A 22,982-nucleotide genomic window follows, 5' to 3' on the forward strand; every position below is an offset into this window, starting at 1 on the left:
TTCGGGTGAGGCAGTTGTCCACAACCGGCGAGTTGTGCACGGGGTTCAGCGGGAATCGACGCCGGCCTGGATCGTGGAGCGCGAGGCGAGCTTCCGAGCTTGCGCGTTCCGAGGCATTTCGATGTTGTCCGATGCCTCTCGATCCAGGTGGTGGTCGCCCGTGTCCCCGTTCAGCACTCCCCCGACATGCGAGGTCCCGCATTTCGCGCCGCTGCGGGTACGCGGTGGGCGGTGGCGGCCACGGCGTGCGGGCCGGCACCGGCGGCGGGCGGTCGCTGCGGGGCTCGCCGTGACGGCGGCTGTACTGGTGGCCGCGGGGCCGTCGGGAGCGGGGTCCACAGGTTCCGGCGCCACCGGTTCCGGAACCTCCGGCACGGACTCCTCAGGCTCCGAGTCCTCGGGCTCCGGGCGGGAGCGCGCACGGCGGTCGGTCGTGACGGTGTCCGCGCCGGTGCGCATCGCGGACGCGGCGGCGGTGCGGCTGCTGCGGCCCGGTGACCGGGTCGACGTGGTGGCGGCGGGCGCGGGAGCCGGCGACGGGCAGGGATCCGGGGGCCAGGGCGGCAGGGTCGTCGCGGCGGGGGCGCTCGTCAGTTCCGTGCCGGATTCCGCGGAGTCTTCCGCGTCGGCCGGCGAAGTCGCCGCGGAGGGCGGCGCTCTGGTCGTCCTCTCCGTGCCTCGGCAGACGGCGGCTCGGCTCGCCGGGGCCGGTGCCACCTCGCGGCTGGCGGTGACCCTGTGGTGACCCTTTTCGGACGCCCGAAGGGGCCTGTCGGCACGGTTTCGAGGGCAAGTCCCTCGTTCGTGTCAGCGCATTGGACAGATCGGCCAGGCGCTGTCGTAGGTTGCGGAACTGTTTGCTCCACATCCTGCACAAGTGAAGAGAGGCCTTCTGGTGAGCGAGAAGAAGAAGCCGAGTCTGTGGGAGGGCTTCAAGGCCTTCCTGATGCGCGGCAATGTGATCGACCTGGCGGTCGCCGTCGTCATCGGAGCCGCGTTCACCAACATCGTGAACTCCGTCGTGAAGGGCGTCATCAACCCCCTGGTCGGCGCGTTCGGCACGAAGGACCTGAGCGGCTACAAGTCCTGCCTGAAGGGCACCTGCCCGGGCCCCGACGGCATCGAGATCCTGTGGGGCTCGGTGCTCAGCGCCACACTCACGTTCCTGATCACGGCCGCGGTCGTGTACTTCCTGATGGTGCTGCCGATGGCCAAGTACCTCGCCAAGAAGGCGAACCGGGACGCCGCGAAGGAAGGCGCCGCGGAGGTCGTGGAGCTGTCCGAGCTGGAGGTCCTGAAGGAGATCCGCGACGCCCTGGTGGCGCAGCGCGGCTCCGGGCACAGCGAGCAGTAGCCGCGGCTCAGAGGTGGTGGGGCGGCTTCTCGTCGAGGAAGCGTGCCAGGTCGGCGGCACTGTCGCCGCCGGCGGGCCGCTCGCCCCACCCTCGGTCCGTGTCGTCCGAGGACTGCGTGCTCAGCGGATCGTCGAAGACCAGCGCGCTCTTCGGATCGCGCGGTTCGGGGTCAGGGGTGGTGCTCATGCCCCCAGCGTACGTCCGTCGAGGGGCGGGGCGCCGGGAGCGGGGTGAAGGGGCGCCGGGCGCAGGGGCGCGGGCCGGTCGGGTCGCGGGGGCGGCTGGGGCATTCGGCGCCCCTGCGGGCGCGGAACCATCAGCAGGCGCCGATGCACGTGACATAGACGCCCACGAAGCCCCGGCGGGTGACTGCTCACGGCGATGTGCGCGCCTGTCGCCGGCCGGCATCGTGGCCGCGCTCACCGTCGCCGTGGGTGTGAACGTCACGCCCGCACGGCGTGCGCGGAGGCGGCCCCGGGGCCCAACTCACGTGATACGGATGCCGTATGACGACGCCCACGCGCAATGCCCTGACCGATGTCGCCGGCCTGCGGGTCGGTCATGCCACCCGCGTCGGCGAGGGCGGCTGGCTGACCGGGACGACGGTGGTGCTCGCGCCCGAGGGCGGGATGACCGCCGCTGTGGACGTGCGAGGCGGCGGCCCGGGCACGAAGGAGACGGACGCGCTCGACCCGCGCAATGTGGTCCGGCGGATCGACGCCGTGACCCTGACGGGCGGCAGCGCCTACGGCCTGGACGCCGCGTCGGGTGTCATGGCGTGGCTGGAGGAGCAGGGCCGGGGCGTGCGGGTGGGTGCCGGGCCGCGCGAGGTGGTGCCCGTCGTCCCCGCCGCGTGCGTCTTCGATCTCGGGCGCGGCGGGGAGTTCCGGGCCAGGCCCGACGCGGCGACGGGCCGCGCGGCGGTGGAGGCGGCGGCCGCTTCCGCGCCGGGCTCGCCTGTCACGGAGGGCTCGGTGGGCGCGGGCACGGGCGCGGTGATCGGCGGGCTGAAGGGCGGGGTGGGCACGGCGAGCACGGTGCTCGACTCGGGGGTGACGGTCGCGGCGCTGGTCGTGGCCAACGCGGTGGGCTCCGCGGTCGATCCGGCGACGGGCGCGCTCTACGGGCGACTCTTCGCCCCGGCCCCGGTCGACGCGCGGGACGGCGGACCCCGCCACCCGCAGTCGCACCCGTATCCGTACCCCTCACCGGAGGCGCACGCGGCGGCGCAGGAACGGCTCGCGCAAACAAGGAGGGAGGCCGCAGGGCAGGCGCCACCGATGAACACCACGCTCGCCGTCGTCGCCACGGACGCGGTGCTCACCCGCTCCCAGGCGCACAAGCTCGCGGGCACCTCGCACGACGGCATCGCGCGCGCCGTCCGTCCGGTGCACCTCCTCAACGACGGGGACACCGTCTTCGCCGTCGCGACCGGCACGCGCCCGCTCGACGAGGCCGACCCCCTCGCGCTGAACGACATCCTCGCGGCGGGCGCGGACATGGTGACGCGGGCGATCGTGCGGGCGGTGCTCGCGGCGGAGTCGGTGCGGGGGCCGGGCGGGACGTTCCTCTCGTACGGGGACCTGTACGGGAGTTGAGGCGTGGGGCTCCCGCGTCCGGGGGCGCGCCGAGGACGCGGAACACGGGCCGCAGAGCACGTCGCGCGCGGAAATCACGCCTCACGAAGCCCAAGATGCATGTAGCGCCCGGCCCGCCCGGTTCCTGGCGTGACCTGTGTCTCCGTTCACACCTACCCCAAGGAACCTTTACGGTCAGTTCGCCCTCTCTACACACACTGGAGTAACTGACGAATCATGGAGTATCTCGTGACAACCCCGGACACAGTCGCGCACCGGCAACACCCCCGGCAGCCCGAGCAGGGCCGCAGGCGTACCGCGCGGCGGGTCCTGGCGGCGGCGGCCGTGGTCACCTTCGGAGCGCTCGCCCTCACCGCCTGCGGCGGCAGCGCCGACGCGGAGAACGGCGACGGCAAGAACGGCGACGGCAAGGGCAAGGGCACGTCCGCCGCGCAGATCACGATCTCGGCCAAGGACGGTTCGACAGGGGCGTCCATCAACGCGACGGGCGTGAAGGTCACGTCCGGCAAGCTCACCGACGTGAAGATGACGGAGCCCGACAGCGGGAAGACCGTGCCGGGCGCCCTCACCGCCAACGGCTCGGCGTGGAAGCCCAAGGAACAGCTCGAGCGCGGAACGAAGTACCGTATCTCGGCCACCGCCAAGGATTCCGACGGCCGTACCGCCGCGGCCAACTCGATCTTCACCACGGTCACCACGTCGGGCAGCTTCATCGGCACGTACACGCCGGACGGCGGCACCACCGTCGGCGTCGGCATGCCGGTCTCGTTCACCTTCGACAAGGCGATCACGAACAAGAAGGCCGTGCAGTCGCACATCACGGTCTCCTCCAGCAGCGGCCAGCGGATCGTGGGCCACTGGTTCGGCGCGCAGCGGCTCGACTTCCGCCCCGAGGAGTACTGGAAGGCCGGCTCCAAGGTCACGATGAAGATCGACCTGGACGGCGTGCGGGGCGCGAACGGCGTGACGGGCGTCCAGAACAAGACGGTCAGCTTCACCGTGGGCCGCTCCCAGGTCTCCACGGTCGACGTCAACACTCAGACGATGACGGTCGTGCGGGACGGCAAGACCATCAAGACGATCCCGATCTCGGCCGGCAGCGCGCAGCACACCACGTACAACGGGCAGATGGTGATCTCCGAGAAGTTCGTGCAGACCCGGATGAACGGGTCGACGGTCGGCTTCGGCGGCGAGTACGACATCCCCGATGTCCCGCACGCGATGCGGCTGTCCTCGTCCGGCACGTTCATCCACGGCAACTACTGGTACCCGAAGGGCAATCCGCCCTTCGGCCGCTCCGGCACCAGCCACGGCTGCATCGGCCTCGCGGACGTCCAGGGCGCGGGCGGCGCGACGATCGCCAAGTGGTTCTACGACAGCTCGCTCGTCGGCGACGTGGTGACCGTCAAGCACTCCCCCGACACCACCGTCGCGCCCGACAACGGCCTCAACGGCTGGAACATGTCGTGGAGCCGGTGGACGGCGGGCAGCGCCCTCTGACGCGCTCATCAGAACGGGCCGCGCGGGAACTTCCTCGCGCGGCCCGTTCGTTTCTGATTTCGAGGACATGATGTCCGACCTAGGGGCTACGGTATGCACCCACAAGGTGACATGTAGCAACGCCGGGAGATGCCTTGAGCGTTCCGTACGACACCGCAGCGTACGAGCCACCCGAGTCGCACCAGCCGGACGGCCCGCACCAGCCGGATGAGCACCTCGGGCGCCTGTTGGGCCGGGCCCTGAATTCCTTCGAGCTGCCCGACGAGGCCCTCGCCCGCCTCGACTGCGCGCTCGCGTACGACAGTTCGCTGCACTCCGCCCACCACAGCGCGGGCCTGCACCGCGAGACATACCGGCACACGTGGCTGCTCGCGGACGGCAGCGCGCTCACCCTGTGGGAGCTCGTCCACAACACGCTGCCCGAGCGGGGACCCCAGCACGAGGTGTACACCTCGGAGGAGGACCTCCACCTGGCGACGGACCGCCTCCCGCTGCCCCGCGAGGCCGCCCCCGACTTCGAGCTGCCGATCCCGCTCCCGCTCCCGTCGTTCCCCGAGCCGCGCCGCAGTTACGCTGCCGACGACTCGGCGGACCACGCCCGTCGCCTGCTGCGCCGCGCGGAGAACGAGGACCGCCCGGGACCCGACACGGCCCGGCTCCTGCACACCGCGTACGCGCACCAGATCACGCAGGCGTTCGGCCGCCCGCGCCTCGGCTTCACGCTGTACGAGCACGCGTTCCTGCTGCACGACGGCAGCGAGGTCAGTCTCTGGGAGATCGAGCACACGGCGACGCCGGACGGCCGTCACATGTGCGAGGTGTACGCCACACAGGACGAGGCCCGCGCGGCGATGCAGCGCCGCACCAACGACCGCTCCCGCCCCAGCTGCGGCTAGGGCCACAAGCACCGGCCGCCGACCGCGGCCGGCGACTAACGGCGGCTGAACTGTCGCACCAGGCCCGCGAACGCGTCGCGCTCGTCCGGCGTCAGCGGCACGGACTCCTGGGCAGGCGGACCGCCCTGGACCGGCAGCGAGGCGAGGGGCTGCTCGGCACCCCAGCCCACATGGCGCACCAGCCGGACGAGACCGACCACCCACACCACGGTGGCGGCCGCGAGGAACGCCACGCCTATCTGCTGGAAGTACGACAGGTGCTCAGGCATGGGCCCAGTCAACACCACGGTCCTGGACTTTGGCCCCGGACCGTGACGTATCTCGCATGACCGGACAGTTCCGAACTGTCAGGCGGCAACCGGTGTCTTCGACTCCTCCTTCCTTCTCGGCGATCACGATGAATCGGGGAAACGGGGCACCGGTCGACGGACCCCTAAGAGTCCGCCGCGCAGGGCACGCCGGGTGCGGCCGAAGGTCATCGACAGGGCACCGCCTGCCGCGCCGCCCACCGTCGAAGCGGGGGACGCGCAGGGGTCCCGTCACGGCGAACGGATCGCACCCTCGGCGATGAACAAGGACCCTGGAAAACTCCAGCGGTGGCCTTTACGAGCTCTGGAGTCCCGAATCCATTCGACAACGCTCATTCGAATAATTCTCTCGAAGGGCTTTCGGAGACACGCACAAATGCGATCTCACCAAAATGCGGGTAACCTGTGCGCGCTTCTGCCCTGAGGCCGTCCAGGCGTTTCGAAGGGCGCGCCCTTCGAAGTGTTCCTCCGAAGTGACTCTTCGAAGTGGTGCAGAGAACCGGACCACTTCAGCCTGGGGCCTCTCACGTCGGGGCGAGCAAGCCCGGCGCAGGACGCGCTCCAGGCCTCCCTCGGAAGCCGGACCCGTGCCTTCGGCAGCTCACCAGGCCGGTCGTCGCCGCGACCTGTGGAGTCACAGCCTGTGTATCCACCGTTTCAGGGACGAGACCCCCCACCGACCTGCGGAATCGCATCGAGGAGAGGCAGCGGCGTGCGCTGCCGTTGCGGTGCTCGGACGCCGGAACTTCCCTCATGCATAGGGCGGAGCATGCCGCAAGCTGCGTAGGCGTCACGCCGGGATTAATGTGAGGGTATGGCCAACGCCATGGCCGACAGGGGCAGGGCCGGCGTCGGGTAAGCGACCGCCGCGGCTCCCCCGTCCCGGGGAGATCCCTGTCCTCGTGCGGCCAAATGCCATGGCGGTGACAGCGGATGAAGCCATCTGCATTCATCCGACGCGACAAATCCAACCGAGTAGGCAGCGGATGTCGTACGGGATTCACCCTCAAGGTCACTCGAGTGGTCGAGCCGCAATCTCTGGACTAAGCTTCAGAGGTGAGTGGCAGTCATAAGAACGCCTGGAGTGGAATGCTCCTGAGGATGTGATTCCACATATTGGAGAATCACTTTCTCTGCGGCACCCCACTTGATGACCGGCTCCGAGTAGGACCCGCAAGCCGTGGTCGGGGCTCGCAGACGCGTACTGCACGCCATCGGCTGCTTGTGTGCCATAGCGCTGCGCGCCACAACGGCAGCGCCGGCCGGCGCGGACAATCCCCTGGCCCAGAGCGTGGTTGTGCATACCGAATGGCATAGCGCAGCCATCCACCCAAGGCCCATATACGGCACCCTCGCCAACTCCTCCGGGAAGTGGTAATCCGTTTTGAACCTCTTAGCGTCGAATATTCACCGAGCGAATATTCGGGCATTCAATTGTTAGGCGAAATGCCAGCCGCCCAGAGGGACGGTTCACCTGGTTGGAAACCGAGGGCGAGGTCTCCCATGTTCACTGCTCGAAACAGGCTCGCGCGCATCGCAGGAGCCTCCTGCGCTGCAGTGCTGCTCTCTGCATCAGTTGGCGTAGCCGGCGCAGAGGCCGCATCCACGACCCAGAGCACTGCGGGTGTCCATCAACAGAACACACCCAACACCCCCAACACCCCGAACACACCGGGTGGCGGTGGCGGAGCCAACACACCCAACACCCCGAACACCCCCAACACCCCGAACACACCGGGTGGCGGTGGCGGAGCCAACACCCCCAATACTCCGAACACCCCGAACACCCCCAACACCCCGGGTCGCGGAGTCAACACTCCGAACACCCCCAACACGCCCAACACCCCCAACACACCGGGCGGCAGGGGTGTAGTCAACACTCCGAATACGCCTAACACCCCGAACACCCCGGGCTTCAGGAGCAGGAGCAGGGTCAACACACCCAACACCCCGAACACCCCGAACACCCCGGGCTTCAGGAGCAGGAGCAGGGTCAACACACCCAACACTCCCAACACCCCGAACACCCCGGGCTTCAGGAGCAGGGGCAGGGTGAACACACCCAACACTCCGAACACGCCCAACACACCGAACACTCCGGGCGGCGGAGTCAACACACCCAACACCCCGAACACTCCGAACACCCCGAACACCCCGGGCGGCAGGGGCGCCAACACCCCGAACACGCCCAACACACCCAACACCCCCAACACAACGGGCGGCGGAGCCAACACACCCAACACGCCCAACACGCCCAACACCCCGAACACAACGGGTGGCGGAGCCAACACTCCGAACACTCCGAATACGCCCAACACGCCCAACACGACGGGTGGCGGAGCCAACACACCCAACACCCCGAACACGCCCAACACCCCGAACACAACGGGTGGCGGAGCCAACACTCCGAACACTCCGAACACGCCCAACACGCCCAACACAACGGGCGGCGGAGCCAACACTCCGAACACTCCGAACACGCCCAACACGCCCAACACGATGGGCTGACGTCACTGAAGAAATAAAGATGAGGCAGCGCAACAACCGCTTGCGCTGCCTCATCTTTATGGCGTCAGGTCTCAGAGCAGCCCCCCAGGCCGCAGCTGCGCGATGAGCGCCTTTACGAGGCCCGGCTTGTTCGGGGTGTTCGGGGTGTTCGGGGTGTTCGGGGTGTTCGGCGTGTTGGGGGTGTTCGGCGTGTTCGGCGTGTTCGGGGTGTTCGGCGTGTTCGGGGTGTTCGGCGTGTTCGGGGTGTTCGGGGTGTTCGGCGTGTTCGGGGTGTTCGGGGTGTTCGGCGTGTTCGGGGTGTTCGGCGTCTTCGATGCCTTCGACGTCTTCGACGTCTTCGACGTCTTCGACGTCTTCACGGTGTTCGGGGTGTTCGGCGTGTTCGGCGTGTTGGGGGTGTTCGGCGTGTTCGGGGTATTCGGGGTGTTCGGTGTCTTCGGCGTCTCCGGCGTCTTCGGGGTCTCCGGCGTCTTCGGCGTCTCCGACGTCTTCAGGGTCTTCGGGGTCTCCGGCGTCTTCGGGGTCTCCGGCGTCTTCGGCGTGCCATTTGCTTCATTGCCGGTGCCCCCAGATGGAGCATCCAGCCGCGTACTTCCAGCCGCCTGCTGCGCGAGCCGCGGCGCCTGAGGAGCCTGCGGTGCCTGAGGAGCCTGCGGCGCCTGAGGGGTTTGAGGCGTCTGAGGGGTCTGGGGTGTCTGGCCTCCCAGCAAACTAATAAAGTTGAAGTCGTAGGACGGGCCGTTGTAGCTGTTCGAGGTGGTGTCTGCATGGGCGACACCCATGCCTGCAACAGCGAAGCTCCCCGCTGCGGCGACGGTGATCAGAACGTGCTGGAATTTACGCAAGGTTCTTCCCCTCGGACTCTGAGCTGTGCAAGCTCAAATATCGATGCAGGGCTGCATGTTAGATAAAGACTCACATGCCGGAGGCCGGACCCCACCCAGGCGATCGGTGTCGTCGAGAACATCACCCATTTATCACTTCGGAGTCGAACCCGGCGTCCGGTCGGGGAAGTTGTCGGCGTCGGACGGAGTGTCGGTCGGCCATCACATGTGAAGTGATTACTAGAATCCTCAGTCGCGTGTCCGGGCAGCACCGGCGAGTGGGGGGATCAGGCCGCCCGCACAGTCGGTGACGGACCGGTTGTTCACTCGGTGCCGTCCGGCCCTGCCGGAGTTTTTCCTGTTCACGTTCGCCGACGCATCGCACCCGGCGATACGGCGGAACAGACACCCAACGAGGCTTCCAGCGAGATCAGTTGAGGCCTCGCACAGCTCGCGCCACCCGAACATCTCGCCCGCGACCCACCCTCGGCTCTCACCCGATCGGTGTCGGACTCCGAAGATCCATATTGAAGGTCGTGCAATCCGAGAACGAGAAGGGACTGTCGGCATCAGATGTCGGCGGTTCCGGGAGTCCCACGCAGCGGGGGAAAAATAAAATCGAAGTCCTTGACCGCATTTCAGTGCGACGGACCCGAAGCGCCTCGCGCGTCGCTTGCCTGCATGCGACGATGGAACGACTCAGTTCACTCGCAGATTTCGGGGTGATGAGGATGAAGAAGGCAGCACTGCGGAGTGCCGGAATGGTAGCTGCGGCCTCCTGCTGTTTGACGCTCGGCCAATGGGGCGCGTCAGCGAGTGAACCAGGCGTCCTGTCACAGGAATCGCAGGCTGCGCCGGTGAAGTCGGAGCTTCGCTGCTATGCGACACGCAGCAGTCCGAACACGGTCGTGTGTTACCGGTTCTCGGCGAAGGCCGAGTTCAGGCACGGCGACATCGTGTATGTGCCCATGCTCATTCAGGTGCCCGCACCTGCACGGCCACCATCCGTGACCATCGTCAACAGCTTGAATGACGTTCGGCCCGGATAACACGGTCCGGGTGACGGACCCAGCAGCGAAACGCGGGAGTGCCGGGTCCGGTGCCGGAGGTGTCGGACGCGGGGCGAGGGCTCAAGCGTGGCCCACGGCCCGGCGGGCGGCGGAGACGCCCGCGCACTTCACGACGGCGGCCCGGCGAGGGAGGACCCTACAGCTCCGGTGCGCACCTGGCCGTACAGGCAGAAGGCCCGTCCTCCTCGCGGAGACCGGGCCTTCGGGGAGTACCTACCGTGCCTGCGCCCCCTACTGACCCATCACGTACTTGACCGTCGGGCCCGTGGTCCAGCCGCCGTCCACGGCGAGCTCGGCGCCGGTGACGTACGAGGAGTCGTCCGAGAGCAGGAAAACGACCGCCTTGGCGATCTCGTCCGCCTCGCCGACGCGGCCCATCGGGGTGTTCGGGTAGCCGCCGTCGCCCTGCTGGATGCCGAGCTGGGCCGTCATCGGGGTGTAGATCATGCCGGGGTGCACGGAGTTCACGCGGATCTTCGCCGTGCCCTGCTCGACCGCGGCGAGCTTGGTCAGGCCGCGCACGCCCCACTTGGAGGCGCCGTAGGAACCGGTGAGGGCGAGGCCCATGAGGCCGGCGGCGGAGGAGATGTTGACGATGGAGCCGCCGCCGTTGTCCTTCATCGCGTTGATGGCCGTCTTCATGCCGATGAAAACGCCGGTGAGGTTGATGTCGAGGACCTTGCGGAAGTGCTCGACGGTCTCCGTCTCCAGGGGCTGGCCCGTGGAGATGCCCGCGTTGTTGACCAGGCCGTCGATCCCGCCGAACTCGGCGGTGGCGAACGCGGCGACGGCCGTCCAGTCCTCCTCCGACGTCACGTCGTGCCGCATGAAGCGGGCGCGCGCGCCGAGCTCGGCGGCAAGGGCCTTGCCCTCGTCCTCCAGGACGTCGGTGACGACGACGTGGGCACCGGCCTCGACGGCGCGGCGCGCTGTCTCGGCGCCGATGCCGCGGGCTCCGCCGGTGACGAGGACGGTCTTGCCGGTGAGATTGTTCATGGGTGCTCCAGAAGAAGTCGAGGGTGGAACAGGGGAGTTCAAGGGGTGGCGCGGGCGCGGACAGGCCCTAGGCCGCCCACGGGAAGTCGCCGAGCGACGCGAGGCACCGTGCGGCGAGCGCCGCAGGCCCGAGCTCGCCGCCGGGCGGGGCGTCACTCGCGGCCCAGGTCTCCACGCCTACGCGAATGGCCGTGCAGGCGACCCCGGCGGCCATGCGCAGGGCGAGCGACGGGGGTTCCCCCGTGTCACCCCCGCCCCCCGACCGCTCCTCGAGGGCCGCCAGCAGGGTGGCTTCCGACGCGTGGCATGCGGTGCCCCACACCGCTTGCAGCGCCGGACTCTCCGCCGCCATGCGCAGCAGGGATCTGACCCACTCCAGGGATTCCACGTTCGCCGCGTCGTCCGCGGTGAGCGAGCGGGCGACCGCGTGCCGCAGCGCCTCGGGCACGGAGAGCTCGGCCGGGGCGTCACGGACGGCTTCCGCCCATTGCTGGGCTCCCGTGGCGAAGAGCGGGGCGACCGCTTCTTCCTTGGTCGCGAAGTAGCGGTAGAAGGTGCGCGGGGCGACCCCCGCGGCGCGGGCGATGTCCTCGGCGCGGGTGGCGCGCAGGCCGTCTTCCACGAAGAGCGCCGCCGCCGTACGGGCGATGTCCAGGCGGGTGGCGGCCTTGCGGCGTTCCGTCAGCGTCTCAGTCGTAGAGCTACCGGGCATGAAGTCATGATATGCCTATGTGGCAGAATCTGCCACCGACCTGGCGTGCAACCAAGGGGTGGGCGAGAGCAGTGCGGCGGCGACGTTTCCTTCTTCAGACGGCCGGGCTCGCCGGCGCCGCGGCCTACGGGCTCAGCGGCTGCGGTTCCGGCTCGTCGAAGTCCTCCCTCAACCTGATGGTGGCCAGCTACGACCAGAGCGTCGGCTCCTCGATCGGCGACCAGTGGGACCAGGTCGTCAAGGCGTACAAGAAGGTGAAGCCGGACGTCAGGGTGCAGGTCGAGCGGATCCCGTTCGCCAGGCTGGACCGGACCCTCGCCCAGCGGGTGAAGGACGGCAAGGCGCCCGACATCGCGCAGTCCAACGTCTTCGCGACGTTCGCCGACCAGCGCAAGCTCTACCCGGTGTCGGAACTCTTCGACATCCCCACCCAGGCCGACTTCACGCAGTCGTTCGCCCAGGCGGGCACGGCGCACTACGTCCAGTACGGCATCCCCTTCATGGCGAGCACCCCGCGCCTCTTCTACAACACGGCGCTCTTCGAGCGCGCGGGCGTCTCCGCGCCCCGTTCGTGGGACGAACTGCACTCCGCCGCGAAGGCGTTGAAGGCCACCGGCGTGAAGACGCCGTACGGGCTCCAGCTCGGACCCGAGGCCGCCGAGGACGAGGCGCTCGCGTGGCTGCTCGCCGGCGGTGGCACCTACGCGGGCGTCACCGGCTACGACTTCGCGACCACCGGCAACATCGCGACGCTTACCTGGCTGCGCGACCGTCTCGTCGGTGAGGGCCTGGCCGGCGCCGCGCCCCAGCTCCTCGACCGGACTGCCGCGTACGAGCAGTTCCTGCGCGGGCAGATCGGCATGATGATCGCCCACCCGGTCTTGATGAACGCGGCCGACCGGGCGAAGGTCCCGTACGCCCACGCGGCGTTCCCGCAGCGGGACGGGGGCGCGGCGGCGCCGGTCGGGCTGAGCGACTGGCTGCTCGCGTTCGAGCAGAACGGCCGCAAGGCCGAGTGCAGCGAATTCCTGACGTACCTCTACAGCCGGAAGTCGGCCCGGACGTACGGCGGCGGCCAGGCGGCGCTGCCCGTGACGGCGTCCGCGTCGGACGCCCTGCGCTCCGACCCGGCGCAGCGCCCGCTGTGGAAGTTCATCGACCAGATGCCGCGGGCGGAGTTCCAGCCGGTGAACCAGGCGTCCTGGCCCGAGGTGCGGGCCGCGATCCGCGAGGACATCGGCTCGGCGGTCGTCCGGGGCGGCAACCCGCGCGCGGTGCTCCAGGCCCTGGACACGAAGGCGAGCCGCGCGGAGATCCGCTCGGCCGGCTGAACGGCGAGCCGGAACGAGGAGTGGGCGGGCCCCCGCGCCGTCGCGCGAGGGCCCGCCCACTCGAAGTCCCGCGGGAACCAGGGTCTCTCGGGTGGATCGTGCCGGGCGCACGGGGCCTGGCCCCGCTCCCTGGTCCGGCCCGACCCGAACGCGAGGCCCTAGACCAGTTCCGGCGCCTTCTCCACCGGCCCGGCCTCCGGGTCCGCGTCCTGCGCGCCGCCTTCGACGTGCTGCGCGGGCCGCCCCGGCAGCGCGAACATCAGCAGGAAGATCACGGCGAGCACGCCGACGACGTACCACAGGGAGTTGCTGAACGCGTCGGTGAACTCCTGCCCGACCTCGGTCGGCGCGAGGTGGTCGCCGATCGTCCCGAAGAACACCACGGAGACGAGGCCGAGCCCGAGCGCCGTACCCATCTGCTGCGTGGTGTTGATCAGCCCGGACGCAGAACCGGCGTGCTCGCGCGGCACGTCGGAGAGCACCGCGTCGGTCAGCGGGGCGACGATGAGGCCCATGCCGACGCCCATCACGACGAGCGGCAGCGCCATCTGCCAGGACGTGATCCCGGCGCCGTAACGCCCGGCCTCCCAGATGTAGATCAGCAGTCCGGCGATCATCGCCAGCGCGCCGGTCTGGAGCACCTTGCGCCCGAACCTCGGCACGAGCTTCTGCACGGAGATCCCGGCCGCCGCCGACACGGCGATGGAGAACGGCACCCCGGTCAGGCCCGCGTGCAGCGCCGTCCACCCGAGGCCGACCTGCATGTACATCGTCCACACCAGGAAGAACACGCCGAGCGCGACACCGAAGACGATCTGCACGGCGATACCGGCCGCGAAGCTCTTCACCTTGAACAGCGACAGCTCGACCAGCGGCGAACCGTCGCGCCGCGTCTTGTACTTCTCGTACGCGACGAGCGCGCCGAAGACGAGGACGCTGGAGCCCATCACGACGTGGCCCCACACGGGCCAGCCCAGCTCGCGGCCGCGCGTCAGCGGGTAGATCAGCATGAGCAGGCCGAGCGTGACCAGCACGACGCCGACGAGGTCTAGCTTGAGGGCGCGGGGCGCCTTGGACTCACTGATGAAACGGCGGCCGAGAAGCAGTCCGGCGATGCCGACCGGCAGGTTGATCAGGAAGATCGGGCGCCATTCGAGACCGAACAGGTTCCACTCGGTGAGCAGCGCGCCGAGCAGCGGGCCCGAGACCGCGCCCAGGCCGACGATCATGCCGAAGAGGCCGAAGACCTTGCCGCGCTCCTCCGCGGGGAACGTGGCGTGCACGATCGACAGGACCTGCGGCACCATCATCGCGGCCATGCCGCCCTGGAGGATGCGCGAGGCGACCAGCATCTCGGGGTTCGCGGCGAAGCCGCAGAGCGCCGAGGCGAGCGTGAAGCCGGCGATCCCTGTCAGGAAGAGCCGCTTGCGGCCGTAGATGTCGCCGAGCCGCCCGCCGGTGATCAGGCCCGCGGCGAACGCCAGCGCGTATCCGGCGGTGATCCACTGGATCTGGCTCACGGTGGCGCCCGCGTCGCGCTGGATGGACGGGATCGCGATGTTGACGATCGTGACGTCGACCAGGTCCATGAAGGCCGCGGTCATCACGATGGCCAGGGCGAACCAGCGTCGCCTGTCGGGGGTGGTCACGGGTGAAGTCATACGGGGAGACTAGGAGGCATGTAGGTCACATGGTGTCCTACATGTCGCGCACCCTGGAATCTCCCGATAACGAATGCGCCGCGAAAGCCACACGCGAGGGCGCCGCGAGCGGGACGGACACGATGACGGGACGCCAACGAGAGGGGACGCACCATGACCACCGACACCCCGGCCCGGCTGCTTCAACTGCTCTCCCTGCTCCAGACCCCGCGCGAGTGGCCCGGCGGCGAGCTCGCCGCGCGCCTGAACGTCTCCCGTCGCACGGTGCGCCGGGACGTGGACCGGCTGCGTGATCTCGGCTATCCGGTGCAGGCGTCGATGGGCGCGGAGGGCGGCTACCGGCTGGTCGCGGGCAAGGCGTTGCCCCCGCTGGTCCTCGACGACGAGGAGGCGGTGGCGATCGCGGTCGGCCTGCGGGCCGGGGCGGGGCACGCCGTCGAGGGAGTGGAGGAGGCGTCCGTACGGGCCCTCGCCAAGCTGGAGCAGGTGCTGCCCTCGCGCCTGCGGCACCGGGTCTCCACGCTCCAGGCCGCCACGATGCCGCTGACCGGCGGGGACGGGGCGTCCATCGCGACGGAGACGCTCACGGTCCTCGCGTCGGCGACGGCGGGGCAGGAGCGGCTGCGGTTCCGCTACCGCTCGGGCGACGGCACGGAGTCACGCCGTCTGACGGAGCCGTACCGGATGGTGTCGACGGGGCGGCGCTGGTACCTGGTGGCGTACGACATCGACCGGGACGACTGGCGCACCTTCCGTGTGGACCGGGTCGAGGAACCGTTCGCCACGGGGGCGCGGTTCGCTCCGCGGGAGCTGCCGACGGGGGACGCGGCGGAGTATCTGCGGCGGTCCATGGCGGGACGCGGCCGGCCCTCGTACGACATCGACGTGACGTTCGAGGCACCGGCGGACTTCGTGGTGGCGCGGCTGCCGTCGGCGCTGGGCGCGCCCGAGGCGCAGCCCGACGGGACCTGCCGGCTGCGCGCGACGGCGACCGACTCGGTGGAGTGGCTGGCGCTGCGGCTCGCGCTGGTGGACTGCGAGTTCACCGTGCACGGGCCGGATGAACTGGCGGACTATCTCAGAGAGTTGAGCAGCCGTCTGGCCCGCGCCACGGACGGGCCGGTGACATCCGGCCCGTCCGTCGCTTGAGGACAGGTGACGCGGGGTTCCGCAGGCGCCGCCTCCGGAACCTCACGCGGCGGCATCGAACCCGGTGTCCCGGGCCAGCTTCTTCAGCTCCAGAAGAGCGTGCTTCTCGATCTGCCGGATCCGCTCGCGGGTCAGCCCGTGCTCCTTGCCGACCTCCGTGAGCGTGCGCTCACGGCCGTCGTCGATCCCGTACCGCATCTTGATGATGGACGCCGTGCGCTGGTCGAGGCGTCCGATGAGGTCGTCCAGCTCCTCGCTGCGCAGCAGCGTGAGGACCGACTGCTCGGGCGACACGGCGGACGTGTCCTCCAGGAGGTCGCCGAACTGGGTCTCGCCCTCGTCGTCCACCGGCATGTTCAGCGAGACCGGGTCGCGGGCCCAGTCCAGGACGTCGACGACGCGCTCGGGCTTGGAATCGAGCTCGGCGGCGATCTCCTCGGGCTCGGGGTCCCGCCCGTTCTTCCGGTTGAACTCGCGCTGCACGCGCCGGATGCGGCCCAGCTCTTCCACCAGGTGGACGGGGAGCCGGATCGTGCGCGACTGGTCGGCTATCGAGCGCGTGATGGCCTGCCGGATCCACCACGTCGCGTACGTGGAGAACTTGAAGCCCTTGCGGTAGTCGAACTTCTCGACCGCGCGCACCAGGCCCGCGTTCCCCTCCTGGATGAGGTCGAGGAGCGGGAGACCGCTCCTCGGGTAACGACGCGCGACGGCCACGACCAAGCGCAGATTGGACTTGATGAAGACGTCCTTGGCCCGCTCACTCGCGGCGACGAGCGCTTCGAGCTCCTCGCGGGACGCCTTGCCCGCGGCTTCGCTCTCCGCCTCGCCGTCGAGGATCTGCCGGGCGTACACGCCCGCCTCGATGGTCTGGGAAAGTTCGACTTCCTTGGCGGCGTCGAGCAGCGGTGTACGCGCGATCTCGTCGAGGTACATGCCGACCAGGTCGCGGTCGGCGATCTCGCCGCCTACGGCGCGAACACTGCGTGCGCCGTCGGTCTCGCCGGCGGCGGACTTACGACGGGCGACGGCACGGGTTGCCATGCGTGCTCCCTTGCGATGGTGGGCGGGGGCCTGCGGTGGACAGGTCCTGTGGTCCTGTTGGCTGCCAGGCACACCCTCCCGGGTGCCCTGCATCCGATGGAAACAACGACTGGAATCCGGACAGAATTCCCAAGGCGGCCATCGATTTTCGTGATCATGCAGTACCCTGTGCCGCCACCGGCCGGATACGGGGAGGTCCACAGCGTGACGGAGTCCACAGAAGTGCTGGTCAGGCCAGGCGACGAAGCGGATCTCGACGCTCTCACCGACCTCTACAACCACTATGTGCGTGAGACGCCGATCACCTTCGACACGGCCGTCTTCACTCCGCAGGAGCGCCGTCCCTGGCTGCTCTCCCACCTTGAAGACGGCCGGCACCTGCTGCTGGTTGCCCAGGAGCGCGATTCCGGCCGCATCCTCGGCTACGCGACCTCGGGCCCCTTCCGCGCGAAGGCGGCCTACGACACCTCGGTGGAGGTCAGCGTCTACTGCGCGCCCGACGCGGGCGGCCTCGGCATCGGCACCCTGCTCTACGGCGCGCTCTTCGAGGCGCTCGCGGGCCAGGACGTCCACCGCGCGTACGCGGGCATCACCCAGCCGAACGAGGCCTCGGCCCGCCTGCACGCCCGATTCGGCTTCACCCACGTCGGCACGTATCGCGAGGTCGGCCGCAAGTTCGACCGCTACTGGGACGTGGCCTGGTACGAGAAGCCGCTGAACGGGTACTGAGGGGACCGCGCGACCGGCCCCCGCAGCCCCGCCCCTCGGCCACTCGCTATCCGAACTGCACCGAACGCTTCGCCAGCCCCATCCAGAACCCGTCGATCACGCTCCGCTGCGTGTCCAGCTCACCGGACCGGTCCGCCGCCCCCATCGCCACGAACAGCGGCGCGAAGTGTTCGGTCCGGGGGTGCGCCAGAGCGCCCGCCGGGGACTTGCGGGTGAAGTCGAGCAGGCCGTCCACGTCGCCGCTCTCCAGGGCTCGGTGCCCCCAGTCGTCGAACTCCGCCGACCAGGCCGGGATCCCGCCCTGCCGCAGCGCGGCGAGGTTGTGCGTGAAGAAACCCGAACCGACGATCAGGACCCCCTCGTCACGCAGCGGCGCGAGCTTGCGACCGATGTCCATCAGCTTCTGCGGGTCGAGCGTCGGCATGGAGATCTGCAGGACCGGGATGTCGGCTCCGGGGTACATCTCGACGAGCGGGACGTACGCGCCGTGGTCGAGGCCGCGGTCCGGGATGTCCTGGACGGGGGTGCCGGGCCCGCGCAGCAGCTTCCTTACGGAATCGGCCAGTTCGGGGGCGCCGGGGGCCTCGTACCGCACCTGGTAGTAGTGCTCGGGGAAGCCCCAGAAGTCGTACACGAGCGGCACGGTCTCGGTGGCGCCGAGGGCGAGCGGAGCCTCCTCCCAGTGCGCGGAGACCATCAGGATCGCCCTGGGGCGCGGGAGTTCGGCCGACCACGCGGCGAGCTGGCCGGTCCACAGGTCGTCGTCGGCGAGCGGCGGCGCGCCGTGGCTGAGATAGAGGGCGGGCATACGCATGGCGACACTCCTGGATGACATGACCCCGGATTACTTGAAGTCTCAAGCTATGCCAGGATAGCGCCGGGTTGTTTAATGTTCAAGAAGGAGGTACGTACAGTGGAACCCATGACGACGGCACCCACCCAAGCCCCTCGCTGGCTCTCGGACGAGGAACAGCGCACCTGGCAGGCGTACCTCCATGCGACCACGCTGCTGGAGGACCACCTCGACCGCCAGCTCCAGCGGGACGCGGGCATGCCGCACATCTACTACGGGCTGCTCGTCCAGCTCTCCGAGGCGCCGCGCCGGCGTCTGCGCATGACCGAGCTGGCCATGAACGCGAAGATCACCCGCTCCCGCCTCTCCCACGCCGTCGCACGTCTGGAGAAGAACGGCTGGGTGCGCCGCGAGGACTGCCCCTCCGACAAGCGCGGCCAGCTGGCGTGCCTCACCGACGAGGGGTACGAGGTCCTGACACGGACGGCGCCCGGTCATGTCACCGCCGTCCGGCAGGCGCTCTTCGACCGGCTCTCCCCGGAACAGCAGAAGTCCCTCGGCGAGATCATGAGGATCGTCGCCGAGGGACTTCAGCCGAAAGAGGCGGGGGCGGATCTCCCCTGGCTCCGGTAGCGCGTCGCGCGCCCTACGGGGTCAGTGCGCGATCACCGGGATCTGCACCTCGTCCTGGGCGCCCTCCGTGGAACCGGAGGCCTTCGGGGCGGCGCTGCCCGGGACACCCGTGTTGATGAGGGTGAGGGCGATCGTCGCCGCCGCGGCCAGGATGCCGACGGCCCACCAGATGGCGTGGGTGTAGCCGTTCACCATGGCCTGCGCCTGGAGGAGCTTGGGGTTGGTGGCGCCGGCCGCGTGCGCGGCGACGTAGGCGGTGGTCGCCGACGCGGCGATCGTGTTCAGCAGGGCCGTGCCGATCGCGCCGCCGACCTGCTGCGAGGTGTTGACCATCGCGGAGGCGACACCGGCGTCACGCGGCTCGACACCGTGCGTGGCCAGGGACATGGCGGGCATGAACGCCGTACCCATGCCGAGGCCGAGCAGCAGCTGCGCCGGCAGGATCAGGAACGGGTACGAGGAGTCGATCTCCAGCTGCGTCAGGATCAGCATGCCGAGCGCGGCGACCAGGAAGCCGGGGCCCATGAGCAGCCGCGGGCGGACCCGGGTCATCAGCCGGGCGCCGATCTGCGTGGAGCCCGTGATCATGCCGACGATCATCGGCAGGAACGCGAAGCCTGTGGTCACCGGCGAGTAGCCGCGCACGACCTGGAGGTAGTACGTCAGGAAGAGGAACAGGCCGAACATCGAGATGACGGCGAGACCGAGCGACATGTAGACGCCGCCGCGGTTGCGGTCGAGCAGGACGCGCAGCGGCAGGAGCGGCGAGCGGACCTTGGACTCGGTGAGGACGAACGCGAGCAGCAGCACGGCGGAGCCCACGAACATGCCGACCGTCACGGCGTCGGACCAGCCGTCGGACTCGGCGCGCGTGAAGCCGTACACCAGGGAGACCAGACCGAGGGTCGACAGGACGACGCCCGGGATGTCGAGCGACGAGCGGTTACGGGAACCGGCCGGCTCACGGATGACGAAGTAGGCACCGGCGGCCGCGATGATCGCGAACGGGATGTTCACGAAGAACGTCCAGCGCCAGTCCAGGTACTCGGTGAGGAAGCCGCCGAGGATCAGGCCGACGGCGCCGCCGCCACCGGCGATCGCGCCGTAGATGCCGAACGCCTTGGCGCGCTCCTTGGCGTCGGTGAACATCACCGCGAGCAGGGAGAGCGCGGCGGGCGCGAGCAGCGCGCCGAACACGCCCTGGAGGGCGCGGGCGCCGAGCATCATGGCCTCGCCCTGGGCCGCGCCGCCCAGCGCGGACGCGAAGGCGAAGCCGAGCAGGCCGGTGACGAAGGTCCGCTTACGGCCCCACAGGTCGGCGATGCGGCCGCCGAACAGGAGCAGTCCGCCGAAGGCGAGCGCGTAGGCCGTGATGACCCACTGCTTGTTCCCGTCGGAGATGCCGAGGTCCTGCTGGGCCCAAGGCAGCGCGATGTTCACGATGGTCGCGTCGAGCACGACCATCAGCTGGGCGAGTGCGATGAAGACGAGCGCCTTCCAGCGCATGGGGTCTGCCTTGGGCAGATCTGTTTTTGGCAAGGGGGTAGCCACGACGGCACTCCAAGTCTCAAATAAGCGTGAAATATCGGGCGTTACGGAAGCTGCTGAGGATGCTGGTGGGCTCCGCCGCCGAGCCGGCGACGGCGGAGCACGGGGTGGATCAGGCCTGCCGGAGGTCCTCCAGAGTCGCGGGCGCACCCGGAAGCTCCGAGCGGGCCGGTGCCATCAGACCGTCGAGGAACAGCTGCAGATGACGGTGGACGAAGCGGTCGATGTCCAGGCAGGCGATGCCGGGCAGCGGCCGGGTGAGCTGGGAGAGGGCGACCATCAGATCTCCGACGGCGATGTCGGTGCGCAGCTGACCGGCCGCGCGGGTCCGCTCCATGAGGCCCTCGGTGCCGGCCTCGAGCCGGTCGCGGGCGGCCAGCAGATCGGGGTGGTCCTTGTCGAAGCCGGCCGTGAGCATCGGGCACAGGGCGCCGATCCGCTCGTCGGCGGCGGCGTGCACGAACGTGCGCAGGGCATCGAAGGAGGCGTCCGGGTCGGCGTCCGCGACGGCGAGCGCACGTTCGGCGTGTTCGGTGACGCTGTCCATGACGGACAGGACGACGTGCCGCAGGAGGTCGGCGCGGTCCGCGAAGTGCCGGTAGACCGTGGCGTTGCCGACGCCCGCGCGGCGGGCGATCTCGTCGATCGGCACCTCGGCGCCGAACTCGACGACCATCTCGCGCGCGGCGGCGACGATCCGCTCCCGGTTGCGCAGGGCGTCGGCACGCGGCTTGGGCACGCGCTTACCCGTCGCGGGTGCGGTGGTGGCTGCGGCGCTCACGATTCTGGCTCCTTCCGGCGGACGTCGCGGTCATTCTCCGTTGCCCGACCGTTCCGGGGAGTCACTCCCCGTTTCGTGCGGACGTAGAGCCAAACGGGGAAGGTGTCCCCGGTTATTTCCCGCCATTCGTGTGACCTGCGTCACCCCTTCGGAAAACCCCACGATCGGCGCACCCAGCGAGCGGCCCGGCACACCCCGTCACAGGGTGAGCGAAGGCGCAGCCCGCTCCCGGAGCTGCCGGGGACCGAGGGCGAGGCGATCTCATTGCGGCACCGCATACGCAGGGCCCGGCGCAGCGCGGGGCTCGCGGGGCTCATCGCCGTGGCCCTCGCCGTCACCACCTCTGCGAGTACGGGCCGCTTCATGGAACAGTCACCGTCCCCGTCCGGCTCGGGCTCCACGTCCCGGTCCCGGCCGGCCGCACTGACCCCCTGCATGATCGAGGGCGCACTGGGCGTACAGATGTCGGAGGGCGTGCCCACACAGCCGGGATACGCCCGCTCCACGGGCACCGTCCACGCCCTGAACCTCATGGTCGACTTCCCCGACGCCCGCGGCGAGGGCAGCGCGCTCGACCGCCTCGGCGAATTCTTCCCGCAGACCCAGGAATGGTTCCGCACCGCGTCGTACGGGAAGCTCGACTACCGCCCGGAAACGCCGATCAAGCACTGGCTGACCATGCCGAGGACGTTCGCCGCGTACGGGATAGAAAGAGGCGCGCCCTTCGACCCCGGCTACCGCGACCTCATCGACGACATCGTGGCCAAGGCCGACCCGGACGTGGACTTCCGCGACTACGACCTGGTCAACATCCTGGTCACCCCCAACGCCGGCCCCTCGGCCCTGGACACGGTGCTGTCCGTGACGTTCGCCGGCAACCACGACGCGCCGATCGCCGACGGCGTCCCGATCGCCAACGCGTCGTTCGTCTACAGCCGCCAGGACGACGGCTCCGGTTCGTACGCCGAGACCGGCTACCGCGTACTCCCCCACGAGAACGGCCACACCTTCGGCCTGCCCGACCTCTACACCCAGGACGGCGGCGGGGCCGTCGGCCACTGGGACATCATGAGCGAGGACTGGGGGGCCGACAACGACCTCCTCGGCTGGCACAAGTGGAAGCTCGGCTGGCTCGGGGACGACCAGATCAGCTGCGCGTCGGCGCACGGCACGAGCGAGCACGTCCTCTCCCCGCTGGGCCGCCGCGGCGGCCTGAAGCTCACCTTCGTACCGCTCACCGCCAAGTCCGGGTACGCGATCGAGGTCCGCACGCACGCGGGCAACGACGAGGCCGTGTGCCGGCCCGGCGTCCTCATCTACCGGGTCGACGCCGGAGTCGACACCGGCCACGGCCCGGTCACCGTCGAGGACGCCACCAAGGACAGCGGCGGCTGCACCCGCAGCCCGAACGTCCACGCGGAACTCTCCGACGCCGCCTTCACCCCCGGCGAGACCTACAAGGACCCCGAGTCAGGGGTGAAGATCAAGGTCGCGGAGGCGGATCCGAAGGGGGACTACCGGGTGCTGGTGACGCGGAAGTGACCTG

The 22,982-nt window shown here is 69.5% G+C and carries 21 protein-coding genes; 11 read left to right on the forward strand and 10 right to left on the reverse strand.

The annotated features are described in order from the left end of the window. Positions 1 to 121: 121 nt before the first annotated feature. Complete coding sequence (locus ACFC96_RS07000) at positions 122 to 745, forward strand: RcpC/CpaB family pilus assembly protein (protein WP_376228132.1); 624 nt, start codon at positions 122 to 124, stop codon at positions 743 to 745. A gap of 150 nt (positions 746 to 895) precedes the next feature. Then, positions 896 to 1,354, forward strand: a complete 459-nt coding sequence (gene mscL / locus ACFC96_RS07005) for a large conductance mechanosensitive channel protein MscL (RefSeq protein ID WP_376262556.1) — start codon at positions 896 to 898, stop codon at positions 1,352 to 1,354. A 7-nt stretch (positions 1,355 to 1,361) separates the two neighbouring features. Here mscL and ACFC96_RS07010 read toward each other — a convergent pair whose 3' ends face one another. Next, positions 1,362 to 1,541 carry a hypothetical protein gene (locus ACFC96_RS07010; protein WP_376262114.1) on the reverse strand — a complete coding sequence of 60 codons (180 nt, stop codon included), beginning with the start codon at positions 1,539 to 1,541 and terminating at the stop codon, positions 1,362 to 1,364. A gap of 320 nt (positions 1,542 to 1,861) precedes the next feature. On the opposite strand from ACFC96_RS07010, the gene ACFC96_RS07015 reads away from it, so the two are divergent. The 3 genes from ACFC96_RS07015 to ACFC96_RS07025 all read left to right on the forward strand — a co-directional run bounded on the left by ACFC96_RS07015 (position 1,862) and on the right by ACFC96_RS07025 (position 5,349). Continuing rightward, on the forward strand, positions 1,862 to 2,953 hold the full coding sequence (locus ACFC96_RS07015) for a P1 family peptidase (protein ID WP_376262111.1): 1,092 nt from the start codon (positions 1,862 to 1,864) through the stop codon (positions 2,951 to 2,953). 216 nt (positions 2,954 to 3,169) lie between these two features. After that, on the forward strand, positions 3,170 to 4,453 hold the full coding sequence (locus tag ACFC96_RS07020) for an Ig-like domain-containing protein (protein WP_376262108.1): 1,284 nt from the start codon (positions 3,170 to 3,172) through the stop codon (positions 4,451 to 4,453). A gap of 134 nt (positions 4,454 to 4,587) precedes the next feature. Further along, positions 4,588 to 5,349: a DUF6227 family protein gene (locus tag ACFC96_RS07025; protein ID WP_376610687.1), complete on the forward strand. Its 762-nt coding sequence runs from the start codon at positions 4,588 to 4,590 to the stop codon at positions 5,347 to 5,349. Between the two features lie 35 nt (positions 5,350 to 5,384). Here ACFC96_RS07025 and ACFC96_RS07030 read toward each other — a convergent pair whose 3' ends face one another. Continuing rightward, a complete protein-coding gene (locus ACFC96_RS07030; protein WP_326712530.1) occupies positions 5,385 to 5,618 on the reverse strand; it encodes a hypothetical protein in 234 nt (77 codons plus the stop codon). Between the two features lie 1,670 nt (positions 5,619 to 7,288). Next, positions 7,289 to 8,146: a hypothetical protein gene (locus ACFC96_RS07035; protein WP_376610689.1), complete on the reverse strand. Its 858-nt coding sequence runs from the start codon at positions 8,144 to 8,146 to the stop codon at positions 7,289 to 7,291. Between the two features lie 145 nt (positions 8,147 to 8,291). Between ACFC96_RS07035 and ACFC96_RS07040 the strand changes: the two genes are divergently transcribed. Further along, on the forward strand, positions 8,292 to 8,792 hold the full coding sequence (locus ACFC96_RS07040) for a hypothetical protein (protein WP_376610691.1): 501 nt from the start codon (positions 8,292 to 8,294) through the stop codon (positions 8,790 to 8,792). 1,498 nt (positions 8,793 to 10,290) lie between these two features. On the opposite strand, the gene ACFC96_RS07045 is transcribed toward ACFC96_RS07040, so the two are convergent. Both ACFC96_RS07045 and ACFC96_RS07050 read right to left on the reverse strand, forming a co-directional pair. After that, positions 10,291 to 11,055, reverse strand: coding sequence for an SDR family oxidoreductase (locus ACFC96_RS07045; protein ID WP_376262096.1), 765 nt, complete (start codon positions 11,053 to 11,055; stop codon positions 10,291 to 10,293). 67 nt (positions 11,056 to 11,122) lie between these two features. Beyond that, on the reverse strand, positions 11,123 to 11,767 hold the full coding sequence (locus ACFC96_RS07050; RefSeq protein ID WP_376610692.1) for a TetR family transcriptional regulator: 645 nt from the start codon (positions 11,765 to 11,767) through the stop codon (positions 11,123 to 11,125). Between the two features lie 71 nt (positions 11,768 to 11,838). Here ACFC96_RS07050 and ACFC96_RS07055 point away from each other — a divergent pair, with 71 nt between their 5' ends. After that, positions 11,839 to 13,098, forward strand: coding sequence for an extracellular solute-binding protein (locus tag ACFC96_RS07055; RefSeq protein WP_376610694.1), 1,260 nt, complete (start codon positions 11,839 to 11,841; stop codon positions 13,096 to 13,098). 158 nt (positions 13,099 to 13,256) lie between these two features. Here ACFC96_RS07055 and ACFC96_RS07060 read toward each other — a convergent pair whose 3' ends face one another. Beyond that, positions 13,257 to 14,759, reverse strand: coding sequence for an MFS transporter (locus ACFC96_RS07060; protein WP_376610696.1), 1,503 nt, complete (start codon positions 14,757 to 14,759; stop codon positions 13,257 to 13,259). Positions 14,760 to 14,912: 153 nt separating this feature from the next. Between ACFC96_RS07060 and ACFC96_RS07065 the strand changes: the two genes are divergently transcribed. Continuing rightward, positions 14,913 to 15,908 (forward strand): helix-turn-helix transcriptional regulator, encoded by a 996-nt coding sequence (locus ACFC96_RS07065; protein ID WP_376610698.1) that lies wholly within the window; start codon positions 14,913 to 14,915, stop codon positions 15,906 to 15,908. 42 nt (positions 15,909 to 15,950) lie between these two features. Here ACFC96_RS07065 and ACFC96_RS07070 read toward each other — a convergent pair whose 3' ends face one another. Beyond that, positions 15,951 to 16,952, reverse strand: coding sequence for an RNA polymerase sigma factor RpoD/SigA (locus ACFC96_RS07070; RefSeq protein WP_376262083.1), 1,002 nt, complete (start codon positions 16,950 to 16,952; stop codon positions 15,951 to 15,953). 156 nt (positions 16,953 to 17,108) lie between these two features. On the opposite strand from ACFC96_RS07070, the gene ACFC96_RS07075 reads away from it, so the two are divergent. Continuing rightward, positions 17,109 to 17,681, forward strand: a complete 573-nt coding sequence (locus ACFC96_RS07075; RefSeq protein WP_376610700.1) for a GNAT family N-acetyltransferase — start codon at positions 17,109 to 17,111, stop codon at positions 17,679 to 17,681. Positions 17,682 to 17,727: 46 nt separating this feature from the next. Here the strand turns inward: ACFC96_RS07075 and ACFC96_RS07080 are convergent, their stop codons facing one another. Then, positions 17,728 to 18,489, reverse strand: coding sequence for a dioxygenase (locus ACFC96_RS07080; protein ID WP_376262553.1), 762 nt, complete (start codon positions 18,487 to 18,489; stop codon positions 17,728 to 17,730). A gap of 114 nt (positions 18,490 to 18,603) precedes the next feature. Here ACFC96_RS07080 and ACFC96_RS07085 point away from each other — a divergent pair, with 114 nt between their 5' ends. Then, positions 18,604 to 19,107: a MarR family winged helix-turn-helix transcriptional regulator gene (locus ACFC96_RS07085; RefSeq protein WP_116513600.1), complete on the forward strand. Its 504-nt coding sequence runs from the start codon at positions 18,604 to 18,606 to the stop codon at positions 19,105 to 19,107. Positions 19,108 to 19,128: 21 nt separating this feature from the next. Here the strand turns inward: ACFC96_RS07085 and ACFC96_RS07090 are convergent, their stop codons facing one another. Both ACFC96_RS07090 and ACFC96_RS07095 read right to left on the reverse strand, forming a co-directional pair. Further along, complete coding sequence (locus tag ACFC96_RS07090; protein ID WP_376262077.1) at positions 19,129 to 20,613, reverse strand: MFS transporter; 1,485 nt, start codon at positions 20,611 to 20,613, stop codon at positions 19,129 to 19,131. 154 nt (positions 20,614 to 20,767) lie between these two features. Beyond that, positions 20,768 to 21,439: a TetR/AcrR family transcriptional regulator gene (locus ACFC96_RS07095; RefSeq protein ID WP_376610954.1), complete on the reverse strand. Its 672-nt coding sequence runs from the start codon at positions 21,437 to 21,439 to the stop codon at positions 20,768 to 20,770. A gap of 261 nt (positions 21,440 to 21,700) precedes the next feature. Between ACFC96_RS07095 and ACFC96_RS07100 the strand changes: the two genes are divergently transcribed. Next, complete coding sequence (locus ACFC96_RS07100) at positions 21,701 to 22,978, forward strand: M6 family metalloprotease domain-containing protein (RefSeq protein ID WP_376610702.1); 1,278 nt, start codon at positions 21,701 to 21,703, stop codon at positions 22,976 to 22,978. Positions 22,979 to 22,982: the final 4 nt, after the last annotated feature.

The sequence above is a fragment of the Streptomyces sp. NPDC055955 genome, assembly GCF_042270245.1.
Classification (GTDB): domain Bacteria; phylum Actinomycetota; class Actinomycetes; order Streptomycetales; family Streptomycetaceae; genus Streptomyces.

Bases quoted from the DNA above. Each gene is read 5' to 3' on its own strand.
- ACFC96_RS07000 (WP_376228132.1), top strand. From the start codon at position 122: ATGTTGTCCGATGCCTCTCGATCCAGGTGGTGGTCGCCCGTGTCCCCG.
- ACFC96_RS07010 (WP_376262114.1), bottom strand. From the start codon at position 1,541: ATGAGCACCACCCCTGACCCCGAACCGCGCGATCCGAAGAGCGCGCTG.
- ACFC96_RS07015 (WP_376262111.1), top strand. From the start codon at position 1,862: ATGACGACGCCCACGCGCAATGCCCTGACCGATGTCGCCGGCCTGCGG.
- ACFC96_RS07020 (WP_376262108.1), top strand. From the start codon at position 3,170: ATGGAGTATCTCGTGACAACCCCGGACACAGTCGCGCACCGGCAACAC.
- ACFC96_RS07030 (WP_326712530.1), bottom strand. From the start codon at position 5,618: ATGCCTGAGCACCTGTCGTACTTCCAGCAGATAGGCGTGGCGTTCCTC.
- ACFC96_RS07045 (WP_376262096.1), bottom strand. From the start codon at position 11,055: ATGAACAATCTCACCGGCAAGACCGTCCTCGTCACCGGCGGAGCCCGC.
- ACFC96_RS07050 (WP_376610692.1), bottom strand. From the start codon at position 11,767: ATGCCCGGTAGCTCTACGACTGAGACGCTGACGGAACGCCGCAAGGCC.
- ACFC96_RS07060 (WP_376610696.1), bottom strand. From the start codon at position 14,759: ATGACTTCACCCGTGACCACCCCCGACAGGCGACGCTGGTTCGCCCTG.
- ACFC96_RS07065 (WP_376610698.1), top strand. From the start codon at position 14,913: ATGACCACCGACACCCCGGCCCGGCTGCTTCAACTGCTCTCCCTGCTC.
- ACFC96_RS07070 (WP_376262083.1), bottom strand. From the start codon at position 16,952: ATGGCAACCCGTGCCGTCGCCCGTCGTAAGTCCGCCGCCGGCGAGACC.
- ACFC96_RS07075 (WP_376610700.1), top strand. From the start codon at position 17,109: ATGCAGTACCCTGTGCCGCCACCGGCCGGATACGGGGAGGTCCACAGC.
- ACFC96_RS07080 (WP_376262553.1), bottom strand. From the start codon at position 18,489: ATGCCCGCCCTCTATCTCAGCCACGGCGCGCCGCCGCTCGCCGACGAC.
- ACFC96_RS07085 (WP_116513600.1), top strand. From the start codon at position 18,604: ATGACGACGGCACCCACCCAAGCCCCTCGCTGGCTCTCGGACGAGGAA.
- ACFC96_RS07090 (WP_376262077.1), bottom strand. From the start codon at position 20,613: ATGCGCTGGAAGGCGCTCGTCTTCATCGCACTCGCCCAGCTGATGGTC.